Source organism: Pseudomonas sp. B392_1p, assembly GCF_052245235.1.
In the GTDB taxonomy this organism is placed as follows: Bacteria; Pseudomonadota; Gammaproteobacteria; order Pseudomonadales; family Pseudomonadaceae; genus Serpens; species Serpens gallinarum.
In genome coordinates this window covers 301,072-316,765 of sequence record NZ_JBQPXM010000002.1, presented here as the reverse complement: position 1 = coordinate 316,765, position 15,694 = coordinate 301,072, and the positions used below count along the sequence as shown (strand labels likewise).

At 58.5% G+C, this 15,694-nt stretch carries 15 protein-coding genes; 7 read left to right on the top strand and 8 right to left on the bottom strand.

The features are described from left to right. The first annotated feature begins 168 nt into the window (after positions 1-168). Entirely contained in the window at positions 169-2,328 is a 2,160-nt protein-coding gene (locus ACTV8E_RS03745; protein WP_443198537.1) for a hypothetical protein, read from the top strand. A 159-nt stretch (positions 2,329-2,487) separates the two neighbouring features. Beyond that, on the top strand, positions 2,488-3,162 hold the full coding sequence (locus tag ACTV8E_RS03740) for a nitroreductase (RefSeq protein ID WP_443198536.1): 675 nt from the start codon (positions 2,488-2,490) through the stop codon (positions 3,160-3,162). 119 nt (positions 3,163-3,281) lie between these two features. On the opposite strand, the gene ACTV8E_RS03735 is transcribed toward ACTV8E_RS03740, so the two are convergent. From ACTV8E_RS03735 to ACTV8E_RS03725, 3 genes are read right to left on the bottom strand one after another with little or no spacing between them, the layout of a single operon-like run. Beyond that, positions 3,282-3,863: a cysteine hydrolase family protein gene (locus tag ACTV8E_RS03735; RefSeq protein WP_443198535.1), complete on the bottom strand. Its 582-nt coding sequence runs from the start codon at positions 3,861-3,863 to the stop codon at positions 3,282-3,284. Between the two features lie 42 nt (positions 3,864-3,905). Next, positions 3,906-4,703 carry a VOC family protein gene (locus tag ACTV8E_RS03730; protein WP_443198534.1) on the bottom strand — a complete coding sequence of 266 codons (798 nt, stop codon included), beginning with the start codon at positions 4,701-4,703 and terminating at the stop codon, positions 3,906-3,908. Between the two features lie 39 nt (positions 4,704-4,742). Next, on the bottom strand, positions 4,743-5,153 hold the full coding sequence (locus tag ACTV8E_RS03725; protein ID WP_443198533.1) for a GFA family protein: 411 nt from the start codon (positions 5,151-5,153) through the stop codon (positions 4,743-4,745). Between the two features lie 482 nt (positions 5,154-5,635). On the opposite strand from ACTV8E_RS03725, the gene ACTV8E_RS03720 reads away from it, so the two are divergent. Next, complete coding sequence (locus ACTV8E_RS03720) at positions 5,636-5,989, top strand: CidA/LrgA family protein (protein ID WP_251836690.1); 354 nt, start codon at positions 5,636-5,638, stop codon at positions 5,987-5,989. Beyond that, a complete protein-coding gene (locus ACTV8E_RS03715) occupies positions 5,986-6,687 on the top strand; it encodes an LrgB family protein (RefSeq protein WP_443198532.1) in 702 nt (233 codons plus the stop codon). Before ACTV8E_RS03720 ends, ACTV8E_RS03715 begins: the two co-directional genes overlap by 4 nt. A gap of 129 nt (positions 6,688-6,816) precedes the next feature. Here ACTV8E_RS03715 and ACTV8E_RS03710 read toward each other — a convergent pair whose 3' ends face one another. Continuing rightward, positions 6,817-8,031, bottom strand: coding sequence for a glycosyltransferase (locus tag ACTV8E_RS03710; RefSeq protein ID WP_443198531.1), 1,215 nt, complete (start codon positions 8,029-8,031; stop codon positions 6,817-6,819). 101 nt (positions 8,032-8,132) lie between these two features. On the opposite strand from ACTV8E_RS03710, the gene crtY reads away from it, so the two are divergent. Genes crtY through ACTV8E_RS03695 form a run of 3 tightly spaced genes read left to right on the top strand, consistent with a single transcriptional unit; the run spans position 8,133 to position 11,894 of the window. Further along, positions 8,133-9,383, top strand: coding sequence for a lycopene beta-cyclase CrtY (crtY, locus tag ACTV8E_RS03705; protein ID WP_443198530.1), 1,251 nt, complete (start codon positions 8,133-8,135; stop codon positions 9,381-9,383). A 1-nt stretch (position 9,384) separates the two neighbouring features. Further along, positions 9,385-10,932: a phytoene desaturase gene (locus ACTV8E_RS03700; protein WP_443198529.1), complete on the top strand. Its 1,548-nt coding sequence runs from the start codon at positions 9,385-9,387 to the stop codon at positions 10,930-10,932. Continuing rightward, positions 10,929-11,894, top strand: coding sequence for a phytoene/squalene synthase family protein (locus tag ACTV8E_RS03695; RefSeq protein ID WP_443198528.1), 966 nt, complete (start codon positions 10,929-10,931; stop codon positions 11,892-11,894). Before ACTV8E_RS03700 ends, ACTV8E_RS03695 begins: the two co-directional genes overlap by 4 nt. Before the next feature lie 6 nt (positions 11,895-11,900). Here the strand turns inward: ACTV8E_RS03695 and ACTV8E_RS03690 are convergent, their stop codons facing one another. From ACTV8E_RS03690 to ACTV8E_RS03675, 4 genes are read right to left on the bottom strand one after another with little or no spacing between them, the layout of a single operon-like run. Then, positions 11,901-12,437, bottom strand: coding sequence for a sterol desaturase family protein (locus tag ACTV8E_RS03690; RefSeq protein ID WP_443198527.1), 537 nt, complete (start codon positions 12,435-12,437; stop codon positions 11,901-11,903). A gap of 7 nt (positions 12,438-12,444) precedes the next feature. Beyond that, positions 12,445-13,716, bottom strand: a complete 1,272-nt coding sequence (locus tag ACTV8E_RS03685) for an ABC transporter permease (protein WP_443198526.1) — start codon at positions 13,714-13,716, stop codon at positions 12,445-12,447. Beyond that, entirely contained in the window at positions 13,713-14,645 is a 933-nt protein-coding gene (locus tag ACTV8E_RS03680) for an ABC transporter ATP-binding protein (protein WP_443198525.1), read from the bottom strand. The genes ACTV8E_RS03685 and ACTV8E_RS03680 overlap by 4 nt, the downstream gene beginning before the upstream one ends. A gap of 30 nt (positions 14,646-14,675) precedes the next feature. Continuing rightward, positions 14,676-15,602, bottom strand: a complete 927-nt coding sequence (locus ACTV8E_RS03675; RefSeq protein ID WP_443198524.1) for a polyprenyl synthetase family protein — start codon at positions 15,600-15,602, stop codon at positions 14,676-14,678. Between the last annotated feature and the right edge of the window lie 92 nt (positions 15,603-15,694).

The window sequence follows — 15,694 nt, the reverse complement described above, 5'->3', positions numbered from 1 at the left end:
TGCGTCGTCCTGCGGGGCGCATACAATGTCAGGCGAACCACACGGCGTTCGGTAGGTCGAAGGCGGCTTGCAAGATGTGCCGTGTATCGTCCCGGCTTGCGCGAATAAGCCGCGAAACGGTGAAAATGCCTCCCTTTGCCTCGACAATTTCCTCAAGGACGTCGTTACATGACCCACGAAAAACCGCACCGCTGGCGCTTCTTTCGCGCCGGCGGGTTTGACCAGGTCCAACTGCAATCGCCTGAAGACCTTGCTGCACTACGCGGTCTCGACCAAAAGCTATGGGCCACGCTGGCCTGCCCGACGAAGAATCTCGAACTCGATCCGCGCATGCTGGCGTACATCGACGGTAATAACGATGGTCGTATTCGTGTGCCGGCCGTACTGGATGCGGTGAGCTGGACGCTGGCGCGCCTGGCCGATCCGGGTCTGTTGTTCAGCGACGCGCCGCTGACCCTGGCGGCGTTCAAGGACGACGCCCTCGGCCAGCGTCTGACGGTGACCGCACAGCGTTTGCTGAGCGTACTGGGACGCGATGACAGCCACAGCCTGGATGCCGCCGATACCGATGACTTGAACAAACTGTTCCCGCCGAACGAGGCCAACGGCGATGGGCTGGTGCCTGAGGCCCTGACTGACGATGCCAGCCTGAAGGCGGCGATTGCCGACATCATCGCCTGCCTGGGCGCCGAAACCGATCGCAGCGGTGCGCCGGCTGTCTCGGATGCCTCGATCAGCGCCTTCTTCGCCCAGGCCCAGCAGGTCTACGCCTGGGAACAACGCGCCATCGAAGCCAGCCTGCAGCCCTTTGGTGAAATCACCGACGCGGCAATCGCTGCCATCAGCGCGTTGCGTGAAAAGGTCGAGGATTACTTCACCCGTGTCGACATGGCGGCTTTCGACCCGCGTGCGGCGAGCCTGATGAATGGCCAGGAATCCGAGCTGGTGCGCCTGTCGTCCATGAGCCTGGCCAACGCCGGGGAAATCGCCACGCTGCCACTGGCGGGCGTGCACCATGGTGAAAGCCTACCGCTGGGCCGCGGTATCAATCCCGCCTGGAGCGGCGCCATCCACGCCTTGCGCGAGCATGTGGTGCAGCCGGTGCTGGGCGATGTGGACGCGATTACCAAGCAGCAGTGGCGTTCGCTGCTCGCCAAGTGCAACGACTATTTTGCCTGGCAGGCCGCCAAGCCGGATGTGGTGATCCTGCAAAAGCTCGACGTGGCGCGTATCGTCTGGCTGGTGGAGCACGGCATTCAGGACAAATTGCTGGCCCTGGTGGCCGAGGACAAGCAGGTGGCCGAAGCCGCCGACGGCCTGGTTGAACTGGACAAGCTGCTGCGCTTCAAGCGCGGCCTGGTGACCCTGCTGAAGAACTTCGTCTCCTTCGAGAATTTCTATGGGCGGCGTGAAAAAGCCGTCTTCCAGGCCGGCACACTGTTCATTGATGGCAAGAGCAGCGACCTGGTGGTGGAAATTGACTCGGTGGACGCTCACAGCAAGGTGGCCGCCAACAGCAGCAGTTTCCTGCTGTATTGCACCTGCAGCCGACGGGGACAACCGATCAAGGGCCGGGAAAGTTTGAATATCGTCGCGGCGGTAACTGCCGGCAGCGAAGGTGAGCTGCTGGTCGGGCGCAATGGCCTGTTCTACGACCGCGACGGCAACGACTGGGATGCCACGGTGGTCAAGGTGATCCCCAACGCGATCAGCATTCGCGAGGCGTTCTGGTCACCGTACCGGCGCATCTCCACGCTGGTGTCGGAGCAGATCCAGAAATTCGCCGCCACTCGCGATGCGGAACTGGTCAACTCCACTGCCGCGTCTGTGGGCACCACCGCCGCTGCGCCAGCCGCCGAGGCCAGCGCTGCGGCGAAAACCTTCGACATCGCCAAATTTGCCGGTATCTTCGCCGCCATCGGTCTGGCCGTCGGCGCGCTGGGCACCGCGCTGGCCACGGCAATGGCCGGCTTGCTGGCGCTGCACTGGTGGCAGTTGCCGCTGGTGGTGCTCGGCGTGATCCTGGCCATCTCCGGCCCGTCGATGCTGATGGCCTGGTTCAAACTGCGCCGTCGCAATCTCGGCCCGATCCTCGATGCCAATGGCTGGGCGGTGAACACCCAGGCCAAAATCAGCATCGGTTTTGGCGCCACGCTGACCCAACTGGCTCATTTGCCTGCGGGTTCAGCGCGCTCCCTGCAGGACCCCTATGCGCAGAAGCGTCGGGTGTGGCCCTGGGTGTTGGCGCTGGTGATCGTGGCGGGCGTCGGAGGATGTGCCTGGTATTTCGGTTGGGTCGCCCGGCTGGCCATAGGCCCGGTGGCGTAGCAGCCAACTCGTGCAGGTATAAAAGGGCAGAACCCCGGTTCTGCCTTTTGCGTTAACGGCGCAGTCTTCTACCCAGCGCCTAAAGGCTCGTGCGCCTATCGACGATTAACCAATCAAAGTGCATTAGCATGGGCATCCATTTGTTGTACGAGAAGCTCCATGACCAAACTGACCTTTGCGGAAGTCGTAGCCGCTCGCTACTCAGCTCGCCAATTCCTGCCTACCGCTGTTGATCCTCAACACCTTCAAGGCGTGTTGGAGGATGCGCAACGCGCGCCCTCGAACTGCAATACGCAGCCGTGGCACGTTCACATCGTCTCGGGTCGCACTCGCGATAAAGTGAGCGCAGCGTTGTTGGGAGCTGCCAGCCAGGAGCAGTATTCGCCTGATTTCAGCTTTGACGAGAAAGCCTTTCCTAATCTCCTCAACGAGCGGCGCCGTGAGCAGGGCAGGGCGTATTACGAAGCATTGGGCATCGCTCGGGGCGATAACGAAGGGCGTATAGAGGCGTTCCGGCGCAATCTGGAGTTCTTTGGCGCACCCCATGTCGCGTTCCTGTTCATGCCTATGATTGGCGACGGGGCCCGCGCGGCATCGGACCTGGGAATGTACGCGCAGAATTTTTTGCTTTCCCTGACTGCCCGTGGGCTGGCTGGGGTTCCACAGACGTTATTGGGCATGTTCGCCGATCCCGTTCGCGACGTGCTGGGTGTCGATGCTGACATGAAGCTGCTGTTTGGCATTTCGTTCGGCCATCCGGACCTGTCCAACGCCGCGGCCAATCTGCGCATAGGGCGCGCACCGTTGACCGAGAGTGTCCGCTTTCACGATTGATCGTGATGTAAGTATGCGGGGCAAGCGCGACATGGCGCTTGCCCACACCGCGACACAAAAAAGAGCGCCGGCGCCCTTTCAGTCCTTGCCTAACGCTGGTGTGAAATGCAATTGGCCTGTCAGCGTTGCTGGCTGATGCTCTTTTGGATTTCTGCCAAGAGCTGCGCGCTGGAGACTACTGTGGCGTACTCCCCCTGAAGATTGGCCAGCGACAGGGCGTGTACCTCCTCGGCGGAGCGCAACTGCCCGTCAAAATCCACCTTATCAAAGGTGGCTGTGGCATCGGAGACCACATAGGTTTGGTAGCCGAGATTGCCGGCCATGCGCGCTGTGGTTTCCACCGAATTGTTGGTGATGACCCCACAGATGACCAACGTGCCTATGTTTCGTTGGCGCAGCACATCCTCCAGCTCAGTGCCGATAAACGCACTATTCGTGTGTTTGGTGATGACCATTTCGCCCGCCAGGGGCAGCACCACCTCCTTGAACTCACAGCCCTCCTGGCGGGGGCGATAGCTGGATTCAGGCTCGCGCGAGAGATGACGTACGTGTATGACAGGCCGCCTGGTACGTCGCCAGGCTGCAAGCAAATGACCGATATTCTCTTCGGCCTGAGGGTTGTTTCTACGCCCCCAACTCGGATGATCAATCGCCTTTTGAACGTCGATGATCGCGAGTGCTGCAGTTAGAGATAACGTCATTCTTCTTCCCTGACATGGGCGAGCGGGCTACTCACGGACTTTTTACCCCGGTATCAACGCAAAGCACGCCCCAGCCGGATCCTGGATCGCCGCATAGGCGTATTCACCACGTTCCCGTTGTTCTGCCTTGATGATGACGCCTCCTTCCTCTTCCACACAGAGAAGACTTTCAGCGAGATCATTCACCGGCAGGTACATCATCCACACCGGCGGCAAGCCTGCATTCACGCCACGGGCGTGACGGATTCGCGCCACCGGTTTTCCATCGTCAGCCAGCAGGTTGCAGTCGGTGTAGCGTTCGCCGTGCTCATTCATCTCGACGCTTTGTACCGACCAACCAACCACATGCCGATAAAAATCGCTCGCTGCCATGGCATCCGCGACCGTCAGGTCGAGCCAGTAGATACGACCCATGTGCTGGGCTGCGTCTGGTAATGCGGCTCGGGCGCCTTGGGGAATCGCATCCGCGGGCACAAGCGGAATGATTCCGAACGCCGCTCCATTCGGATCGCACAGCACCGCCCACTGGCTGGCGCCGTCTTCTGTCCGGGTGTGCATCAGTACGCTGCCACCCAGATCAAGCGCACGCTGCACACTGGTCGCCACATCGGCGACCTGAATATGTGGCATCCACTGGAGCGGAAGATGAGCATAATCCTCGGTGCGCTCGCCTAGCCCGATGATGGGCATGCCCAGGTTATTCATCAGGTCTTCGCGCCACAGCGGATGCGTACCCGTGGTCAGTACGCGCGAGTAGAAACGGAGCGCTCGGGCGTGTTCAGGAATCGCTATGTCAGCACTGAAGACGGCGCCAACGTGTGCAACGAAGGGATCGCTCATGGTCAGAATCCTATGTCCTCACAGCTGTGCCGAGTTGGACTACGTAGCCGCTCCGTCCTCACCGGGTGCGAACTGCGCGAACACCTCAGCGCCGGTCAGCGTGGGGGTTTCGTTGGCGAATGCATAGTAGTCGGGCTTCTCATCGATGAAGATCTGCCCCGTCATGGCAAATTCGCCCGGCTGAAAGAGCCCTGCCGAGAGTATGTAGTCCCCCGATTGCAGCAGATGGTAAAAAAGATGAGTACCGCACGTGGCACAGAAACCGCGCTCGGCCCAATCCGAGGAGCGATAGGACCTGACGTCGCCGGTGACTCGAACATTGGGCCCGCAGTGCACAGCCAGCATGGGCCCGCTACCCCAGCGACGACACATGCTGCAGTGGCAGGCATTGATCTCGTGGTGGTCTTCTGCGTTGACCTGAATTGCCCCGCACAGACATGAACCTTGCATATACATTCCTCGCTTGAGTAGCGCAGCCATGGGAACCGGCACCGGCCAAGCAGGCGCCATCGGTGTGTAGCAAAGCAGAAAATATCTCGTACGAGCCAGCTTGCTGCGATCAGCACGTGATGGCAAACGAACCGCCCTCGCGCTCACTCTTAACGTTCGAATGAGCAGTCGTAGGGTGGATCGCGCTTCATCGATCCGCCGGCCGGGACCTGTGGATGTAAAAACGACATCCACTCACGCAGAGCTCGCCAGAACTGCTTCTCGGACCTGCTCTTCCTGCGTTCGGGACTTTCGAGATATTACGCCTGCGGTTCCACCAAAGGCTCTGATCCGGTATTTTCAGCCTTCTCTGCCACTGTTTTCAGAGCTTGCTCAGCGGCATAGTCGTTTGCCTCAGAAGAATAAGGAAGCCCCTGTATGTACGTGTATGACCACTCACTGATATATGAGCCCGTTGCCCGGTGCTACAGGGAGTACTCATCGTGATTTTGCGTGGATTGGTCTGGCTGGTGCTGCTGCAACTGCTTGGCGTGGCGTTGAACCACTGGCTGCTGCCGATGCTGCCCAGCGCCATCATTGGCCTGTTGCTGCTTGCCGTCTGGCTGATGTGGCGTGGCTCGGTGCCCGAGCCGCTGCAGCAGGCGGCCAACGGACTCTTGCCTTATCTGCCGCTGCTGCTGGTGGTACCGGCCTCGGGCATCATGATTGCCAGCGATGCACTGTTCGGTGAGCTGCCGGCTATTCTCGGCGCGCTGGTGCTCTCACTGCTGGTGACTGTGCCGTTTTGCGGCTGGCTATTGCAGACATTGATCCGGCGTATGGAGCGTGACCAATGAACGCCTCCCTCTGGCAGGTGGTGATCGGTCACCCCTTGTTTGCTCTGGCCCTGACCCTGGCTGCCTACCAAATAGCCATCCTGGTCTATCAGCGCAGTGGTTGGTTGGTCCTGCAGCCGGTGATGGTCTCCATGTTGCTAGTGGTGGGAGTCCTACTGCTGTGTGGCGTGGAGTACAGCACCTACCGTATAGGTGCTGAGCCCATCGCCTGGTTGCTGGGGCCGGCCACCGTAGCTCTGGCCGTACCGTTGCAGCACAACATCAAGCGGATTCGCCAGCTGTTCTGGCCGATCATCATCACCGTGCTGGCGGGCGGTGCGCTTTCGGTGGTTCTCACCTTGGTCATCGGCTGGCTGCTGGGCGCTGACTGGGCGGTGCTGATGAGCCTGGCGCCGAAGTCGGTCACCATGCCCATCGCCATGCCAGTGGCCGATCAGGTCGGCGGCATCGCCTCTCTGGCGGCGGTCATGGTGATGCTGACCGGAGTGATCGGCACTGCGCTAGGGCCGTTGCTGCTGCGCTGGGCGAAGGTCGATCACCCAGCCGCGCGCGGGCTCAGCTACGGCATGAACGCCCACGCCATCGGCACCGCCCATGCCTTGCAGGAAGGGGAGGAGTGTGGCGCTTTTGCTGCGTTGGCCATGAGTCTACTGGGGATTGCTACGGCGTTGCTGATGCCGTTGTTGCTTGCGGCTTAAGACTTCACAGCATGGGCTTCGGTCGGGTGTCTGGCATGGCCACCGATTGAAGCCGCTGTGAGGTTTTGCGCTTAGTGGCACTCTGGATCGACACGGTAACCGGACATGGGTCGAAACGCATCGTAACAATCAACGAGCAAAAAACCGGTTTTCTTGAAGCACTTGACGCAGAAAGCTCCGAAAGCGTTCGCGATAATCATAGGTAGCCATTGCTTTGCCAGTGGCTTGGGCTCGGCTGTCAAAATCGCGATCGTACGCCATCATTGACGCGGTCTTGGTAACCTCAGCGCTAGTGAATGAGGCGCCGCGAAGGTGGCGCGCCACGCCCAGCTTTTCCAGGCTCTGCATGCACAGATACTGGTCGAGATTGCTGGCAATGCCCAGTACAGGCGTACCTTGGGCGAGGGATTGGTAGCTGGTGGTGCTTCCGCCGTTGCTGATAACCAGTTGGGCGTGTTTGGCTAGCGTTTCCCCCGGAAGCCATTGTTCCAGGTAGACATTGTCTGGCACGTCCCGTTGAAAACGCCCGGCACTGCTGAGAATGACGGGTAGTGGTAATTGCGCCAACCCCTCTAACAAGGTGTCTATCTTATTTGCCCTGCCGGAGGAGCCCAACGTGGCGTAGATATAATCTCCGGCCAAGACAGGCTCCAAGGAAGCCGGAACAGCGGCTGCCGGAGACCATTGTATGGCCCCTAAAAAATACTGGTTGGGAGCCTGGCGTCGGAGCGGGACCAGCTGCGGTGTGTCTGGAAACAAAACGTAGTCGCCATAGGTGAGCAGTGCTTGCAGCGAGCCTATTGGTTTCAGTCCATAACGTTGTCGAAGCCGGTTTACTGGCTGCGCGAATTGACGAAACACCCACGGGCGTATCCAACGGAAAACTGTGCGCATGGCGTCGTGGCCGACGCGTGGTTCGAGTGGATGATCGGGTACCGGGAACTCCTGACGGTCTACCTCGGTGCTCCAGTAGGCGTTGATGAGCGCGGCGAAGGGTATGCCTGCAACCTTGGCACTGATGGGTAGAGAGAGGCGGAGGTCGCCAATGATCAAATCCGGTTGAACCTCGTGTATCACTCTCAGGTCATCTTTTATATAGGCTTCCAGGGTAGAGGTCTCGTAAAGCCGCCGGCACTCGGCTACCGCCGAATCGGCATATGCTTTGTCAATCACTTTGATCGGCCAGTGCCGATAAGCTGCGCTACCCAATAGCCTTTCGTCAAAACTGCCACTGGCAAAATGCACCTCGTAGGGTTCATTTTCGAGAGAATCGGCTAAAGCCTTGAGCCGCACGATCTGGGCGAGCGTAATGTCTTCGGAAACGAATAGAATTTTTTTCACCATGGTCCATCCATTGGAATGGTGCGTAGAGGTAATGCATAAACTGAGTCTTTGATATTTGACTGGCTGTGGCCACAGGGTTCCTGCAGCACACGAGGATTTGCGTGCAACACACATTCGAGCAGGCAGATTTGATCATCGTAGGGGCAGGTCTATCAGGCTTGCTAACCGCCTGGTTTCGCCTGATCGAGCACCCCGCCGAGCGGATTTTGATACTGGAAGCTGGGCCGAGAGCGGCGGGTAACCATACCTGGTCCTTCAACTTATCGGATATTGATGCGCACTGGCTACAAAGGCTGGAGCCTTTCATTGTTCATCATTGGCCGGGATACAGCGTGCGATTTCCCCGTTACAGTCGGCGCCTGCCGATCTCTTACGCGACGGGAAACTCTGAAAGCTTGTTGGCCGCCGTTCGACCATTAGTACAGGCAGGAAGTTTATCCGTGCGTACGGGGTCACCGGCAGTGCTCGTGGAGCCCACAGCGGTAGAATTGGCTGACGGCACGCGCCTTACCGCTAAAGCTGTGCTGGATGCGAGAGGAGGGCGACCCCCATCTTCCATGCTGATCGGGCATCAAAAATTCGTCGGGCACCGGGTTCGCACGCGCCAGCCCCACGGCCTGGTTGAGCCCTTATTGATGGATGCCACCGTCGAACAGCGGGATGGCTTCCGGTTTATCTACTGTCTGCCGTACACAGATACAGAGCTGCTCATTGAGGATACGTGTTACAGCGAGAACTCAGCACTGAATGAAAATGAATTTGCGGAGCGCATCGCTGAGTATGCCCATAACAATGCCTGGGAGATTTTGGCGGTTCTACACCGAGAGAAAGGCGTCTTGCCAATTAACGTGGCACAAGCGCGTCCGGCACTGGGATCACGTCCTTCAGAAGCGCCTCGAATTGGGCTTGCCGCAGGCTTTTTCCACCCAACGACCGGTTATAGCCTGCCAGATGCGGTGCGACTCGCTGCTCGCATAGCGAAGCTTCCCCACCTAACGCGCGACGCTCTTTTTAGAAGCGTGTCGGCCTATGCCCGGGAAAAATGGCAGCGCGAACGCTTTTACAGGTGGCTGAACCGCATGCTCTTCTCTGCCGCTGAGCCCGCTCACAGGTACCGGGTGCTTGAACATTTTTATGCTTTAGGGGGCGGGCCGATCCAGCGTTTCTATGCCGGCGATCTGGCCCTTGCTGACAAGCTCAGGTTGCTGTCCGGTCGCCCTCCCGTACCCGTATGGCGTGCACTGCAAGTAATTAATGAACGCAAGTTTTTGCGCCGCCAAAAGTGCCGCTCATCGGCGCCTGTCGACGTTCCAGGAAACGTCAACCCGCATCTAGGAAAGGAAACGGATTGATATGGCGGAACCCATTGGGCAGATCCAAGAACCTATCTCTCAGGCCCCCGTCGGCAAGCGGGCCATAGTGATCGGCGCCGGGTTCGGTGGTTTGGCGGCCGCTATCCGTCTGCAAGCCCAGGGCATCCAGACCACTCTCATTGATAATCGGGATAAAGCCGGCGGCCGCGCCTACGTCTATTACGAAAACGGTTATGTTTTCGATGGCGGTCCGACCGTCATCACGGACCCGACGGCGCTTGAAGCATTGTTCGCATGTTGTGGCCGCCGGCTATCGGACTATGTGACCCTGTTACCCGTCGACCCCTTTTACCGATTGTGTTGGGAGGATGGCTACAGTTTCGATTACGTAAACGATACCGCGCAGCTCGAAGCGCAAATTGCGCTGAAAAGTCCCCGTGATGTGGATGGCTACCGAAAATTGTACCGGTACACGAAAGACGTGTTTCGGGAGGGCTATCTCAAGTTGGGTGCCGTGCCTTTTCTAAGCTTCCGCACTATGGTGGGTGTCTCGCCCCAGTTGCTTCGCCTGCAGGCCTTTCGCAGCGTTTACGCCAAGGTCAGCAGTTTCATTCGGGACGAACAACTGCGTCAGGCATTTTCTTTTCATTCTTTGCTAGTGGGTGGTAATCCGTTTACCACTTCGTCGATTTATACGCTGATTCACGCCCTGGAACGAGAGTGGGGTGTCTGGTTTGCCAAGGGCGGCACGGGGGCGCTAATCCAGGGGTTAGTGAAATTGTTCGAGGATATGGGCGGTGAACTGCGGCTGTCCTCACCCGTCAGTGAAATCCTCACCCGGCACAACCAGGTGACTGGCGTACGCTGTGAAAATGGCTGGCAGGCGCAGTGCGATTTGCTGGTGAGTAACGCGGACGTGGTACACACCTACGGCACGTTGTTGCGTCAACACCCAAGAGGGCAGCGTTACAGTCAACGCCTGAAGCGAAAGCGTTTTTCAATGTCTCTGTTTGTCATTTACTTTGGCTTGCGGGCGCAACATCCGCAACTACAGCACCACACTGTGCTGTTTGGGCGGCGCTATCGGCAGCTGTTATCGGAAATCTTTTCTGGTCCGGAGTTGCCGGAGGATTTCTCCCTCTATCTACACGCGCCTTCGGTAACGGATGAAAGTCTCGCACCGCCAGGTTGCAGCGCCTATTACGTGCTGGCACCGGTACCCCATTTGGGGGCTGCGGATGTGGATTGGGAGGCGGAAGCTCCCAAATACCGGGATCGCATTCTCCAGTACCTCGAGGAGCGCTACATCCCCAACTTACGCCGAGACCTGGACGTTGTGCGCGTTTTGACGCCGGTGGATTTTAAGGAACAGATGAATGCGCACCTCGGTTCCGCATTCTCCATTGAGCCCCGTCTCACTCAGAGTGCCTGGTTTCGACCTCACAACCGTGATGCCGTCATATCCAACCTCTATCTTGTGGGGGCCGGTACTCATCCCGGCGCCGGCATACCCGGGGTCGTTGGGTCGGCCAAGGCGACATGCGAGCTGATCGCGCAGGATCTGCAAACAGCGGAGACTAGCGCGTGACAGAGACACAGACGACTGACGCTGTTATCCAGTACGGGCGCGAATCCATAAAAGCGGGCTCAAAAAGCTTTGCCTTGGCGTCCAGACTATTCCCGGAGGCCCTGCGCAATGATGTTGCGCAGCTATACGCCTGGTGCCGTTATAGCGACGATGTTATCGACGGACAACATCTGGGTTACACGGCGGAACCAGCAGAAGCCGCGCACGATCCGTCGCAGCGTTTGCAGCTATTGGAGCGCCGCACAGCCGCAGCTTTAAGCGGCAACCCGGATGATGACCCGGTGTTTCAAGGCCTGGCTCGTGTGACGGATAAGTACGGCATCGATCCCCAGCAGCCCCTTGAGCTTCTAATGGGTTTTGCTATGGACGTACAACGACAGCGCTATCAAACCCTCACTGACTTGATGCGCTATTGCTACTGCGTGGCGGGCGCTGTAGGGGTGATGATGGCGCGGGTGATGGGAGTAAAGGATGAGGCAGCGTTGGATCGTGCCTGTGATCTGGGCTTGGCTTTTCAGCTAACCAACATTGCTCGAGATGTTATGGATGATGCTCGCATGGGTCGGGTTTACGTGCCTACCAACCTGCTGGAGTACCACGGGGCGCCCACAGAAGCACACCAGTTGTTGGAGAACAAGAACTGGCCACAGGTGTATCACGCCGTGTGCGAATTACTGGATACGGCGGATCTCTATTATCGTTCAGCAGCGGTGGGTTTAAGAGCATTACCCTTTCGCTGCGCGTGGGCAGTAAAAGCTGCATCGAACGTCTATCAAGCTATAGGGGCTGAATTGCGACAGCGCGGCCCTCGCGCTTGGGAGGAGCGTGTCAGCACAAGCCAATGGCGAAAGGTGTGGCTCGGCGCAACCGCTCTGCCGATTGTGCCTGTCCGGTCTGCTCAACGGCCCCTGGATTTATATCGGCGGCCCCGCTCAGGCGAGGTATTGACGCTAGAGCGTTGACTGGGCTTAAGAAGAGCCGGGCCGACTTGTCTTCTGTTCATGCCTGGGATGGTTTTCCAGTAACCGCAGTTTTAGCTTTTCCGGGTCTTCCGCCCATAGAAAACCAAAGGATACTGCACCCTCCCGGGTATGCACTGCGTGGTGGATGCGATGTGCCAAAATCAAGCGCCGTAGGTAGCCGCTTTTGGGTTGCCAGCGCAGAGGCCAGCGTCGGTGAACCAAGCCGTCGTGGAACAAGGAGTAGAGAACACCGTAGAGGGTAATGCCTGTGGCAATGGGCATTAAAACGGGCCACCGAGCAGCACCCAATGCGAAAAGGCCAACCACGACCAAGGAAAACACCACTACATAGAGGTCGTTTTTTTCCAACCGTCTGTTATGACGCTGGTGGTGTGATTGGTGCCAGCCCCAACCCCAGCCGTGCATGATGTACTTATGGGCGAACCAGGCGAACACCTCCATGCCGAGCAGGGCAGCCAAGGCTATAAGTGTGGTGTGAAAGCTAACGCCCAACACGCTCTCCTCGTAATGCGTTTTCCTCACGTGGTACTCAATCCCTACCCTTACATTGTCCACCCCGGGGAGCAGCTGCCAATAGCAAGCATCCCAGACCCAGGGCGCCAAGCAGAGCACAGGGCATTAAAACCTGTGACCAGGAGCCGTCCCGGACCAACGCGCTATAGAAGCCTTCGATGGCCCAGGCGTTGGGTGTGAACAGGCTAACGGCCTGAAGCCACTCAGGCATCATGAAGCGTGGAACCATAGACCCGCCGACGGCGGAAACGATCAATACAAAAAACGATGAAAAGTTGTTTGCCTGCTGCACCGTGCGGCACAACGACAGGATGAACAGCGCAAGACCGCTGCTGGCTGCAGCGGCGGCCAGAGCGACGGCTAGCACCTGCGGTAAAGCGTGCTCCACGGGAAGCTGGAAGCCGACGCGGGCGACGGTAAAAATAATGACTACCTGCAGAAAGCCCAGGACAAGTAAAAACAACCAGCGCCCGAACATCAATCGCATACGGGCCGCCGGGCTCAACAACAGCCGGGCGCTGATGCCGTTGCGGTTTTCTTCAAGGCTCACCATGCCCACGTTTACGGCCGAAAGTAACAGAAACAAAATCGATATTGCGCCGGCGTAGTACGCAACGCCACTGTAATCCGATACCGCCTTGCGCTGGTGCCGGTAAGCAGACTCGGTTTGAATCAAAGCAATTTCCGCTTGCCGTTCTGTTTGGCGCTCAGTACCCGGTTCTACGGTTTGCTCTTCTTCACGGGGCGCCTGTGCACCGGATTCGGTGTCCATCGCCTGCAATCGTCTCTCCAGTCGTGCTGCTTGACTCGCGCTCAAGCCGCCGATAAGCGGTTTTAGCGCCTGCGTTTGGCGCCTGGCGACCAGGCCAGGTAAATGCGCTGCCAGACGTTGGTTGATAATGCCCTCCAGAACCAGAGCAGCAATGCGGCGGGATGGCTCACTGATGATGATAAACAGCGGCTCTGCCTCAGCCTCGACGCTTCCGCGAATAATCAATCCGGCATCAAAGCCGCCATCACGAACGTCCCGCCGGAGCTGATCATTCGAACTGGCGGTAAGCGTTATCTGAAGGTCGTCATCCGCGGCGAGTATTTCAGCAAACTTAACCAGGGACGGGTCTTTGGTATCCAGGGCTAAGCCAATGTGCGCGTGTAAATTGCCTTCTGCGGCATCAGAAAAAATGGTGGCGAAAATCGCAAACACCAAGCTGGGTAGCAAAAAGGCGAGCAGCATTGCGCCACGGTCCCGCAAAAGGCCGAGGCCCATGACCCGGAACATGGTGATCATGATGCCGATTCCGCCGCCAGAAGTTCACGCATCACATCGGCCAGCCCAGGGCGTGCAATATTCACTTCTTGCACATGCTCCCCTGCACATTGGTCTAGCTGCTTGAGAAAAGCGGACGGATTTTCATCTGTATACGCGGTCCATCGCCCGCTGTGCTCTACCGGCCGCCACCCCAGCACATGCAGCTGTTCGGTGATATCTACGGGTGCAGAGGGAGATACCTGCACCGTAAAAAGTTTGCTGCCACCAACGTAGGTTCTTATCAAAGTGTCCGGTGAACCCAGCGCAACCAGCCGACCCTGAGCGAAGATGGCCACACGGTCGCACAAGGTTGCCACTTCGGATAGCTCGTGGGACACCACCATAACCGCTGACCCTTGCCGCGCTCGACCGCGCACCACTTCGTGGATTTTCGCTCGTGCTGCGAGATCCACACCCGACGTGGGCTCGTCGAGAACAATGAGCGTTGGCTGAGCTAACAGCGCCACGGCAACGTGCAGACGCTGACGCATGCCCCCCGAGAGGTGAGATACCAGCGTGTTATGGCGATCGCAGAGGTCTATCTCCTCCAAGCCGGTGGCCACAGCTGCACGCACCTGCGCCTTGGGTATTCCTGCCCACCGAGCAAACACCGTGAGATTTTCTGTACAGGTCAAATGGCTATAGAGGCCGGGCATTTGAGGAGCATAACCAATGGAATGACGGTAAGCCTGCCCCGGCTTCACCCTCTCCCCCAGGATAAAAATAGCCCCCTTGGCTGGAGAGAGCTTGCCAGTCACGGCCTTCACCAGGCTGGACTTGCCGGCGCCGTTGGGCCCCACAACCCCAAGTATGCTGCCGCTTTCCACGCTGAACCCCACGTCCGCCACCGCGGCTCGGCCACTGTAGGTCACCGTCAGGTTTTCAACAGCGAGCACCGGTTTGGTCATAGGTTTCTGCAGCGGTTTCGAGGCAGCGGATCAGGAGGTGGCGGCGAAGGCACTAGGGCGCTCGAGTTCAAAGGCGAAGCTCTGATCGACAAGTGTTCGCAGTTCGGACGTTTCCAGGCCGGCGTCTGCCAGTTGCTGCCGAGCCATGGTGAGTGTTTTGCTGATTGTAGACTCGAGACGTTGTGGTGGCTCCAGTGAGAGCAGTGTCGCTTTGTCAGCATCCTGCCCAACATCCTTGCCGACCTGTTCGGTTGAGCTTTCCTGGTCCAGGAGGTCGTCTCGAATCTGGAACAGCAAACCAAAAGCACGCGCGAACCGGCTGAGGGCAGTGAGCTTTTTGCCACTCAACCCACGTATCCGCCCGCCAGTCACGGTGGCGAACTCGAACAACACTCCGGTCTTGTGGTAGTAGAGCTGCTCGACGCTCCTGGCGGACGTCGCCCTGTCATTGCCGAGGCTGTTCTGCAGGTCCGCTATCTGACCGCCCACCAATCCCATTGAACCGACGGTCTGCGTCAGGTGAGTCACGATGTCTATTTTGGTTTGAGGCGCAAGGGTGCGGCAGCCGCCGATCACCCCATAGGCCATGTTGAGGAGCGCCACGGCGGTCAGTATGGCGGTGCTTTCTGAAAAGGCTATATGCGTGCAGGGGCGGTTGCGACGCAACGTCGCATCATCCATGCAGGGCAGATCGTCAAGTATCAGTGATGCGGTATGCACCAATTCAGAAACGCAAGCAATGCGTAACAGATCCGGGGAAGGATTGTTGTCGCCCGCCGCAAAGAGCGTCAGAAGAGGACGCAGTCGCTTGCCCCGCGTCAGCAGCGCATAGTGCATGGCCCGGTGCAAATCGAAAGGCGGCATGGTTGTCTTCGGCAGGAGTCGCTCCAGCTCCAGTTCAATGGCGGCCTTGAGCGGCTGATGCAGGTCCTGCTGCTGAGTGGTACCCGGATTCACTCCCTCTCCCTCGCGCAAATCGTTGGTGCATTCACTGTCTTCCAAACTGGCAACAAAACAGCAGGCACTTCTACGAGGGCTGGAACGTCAGA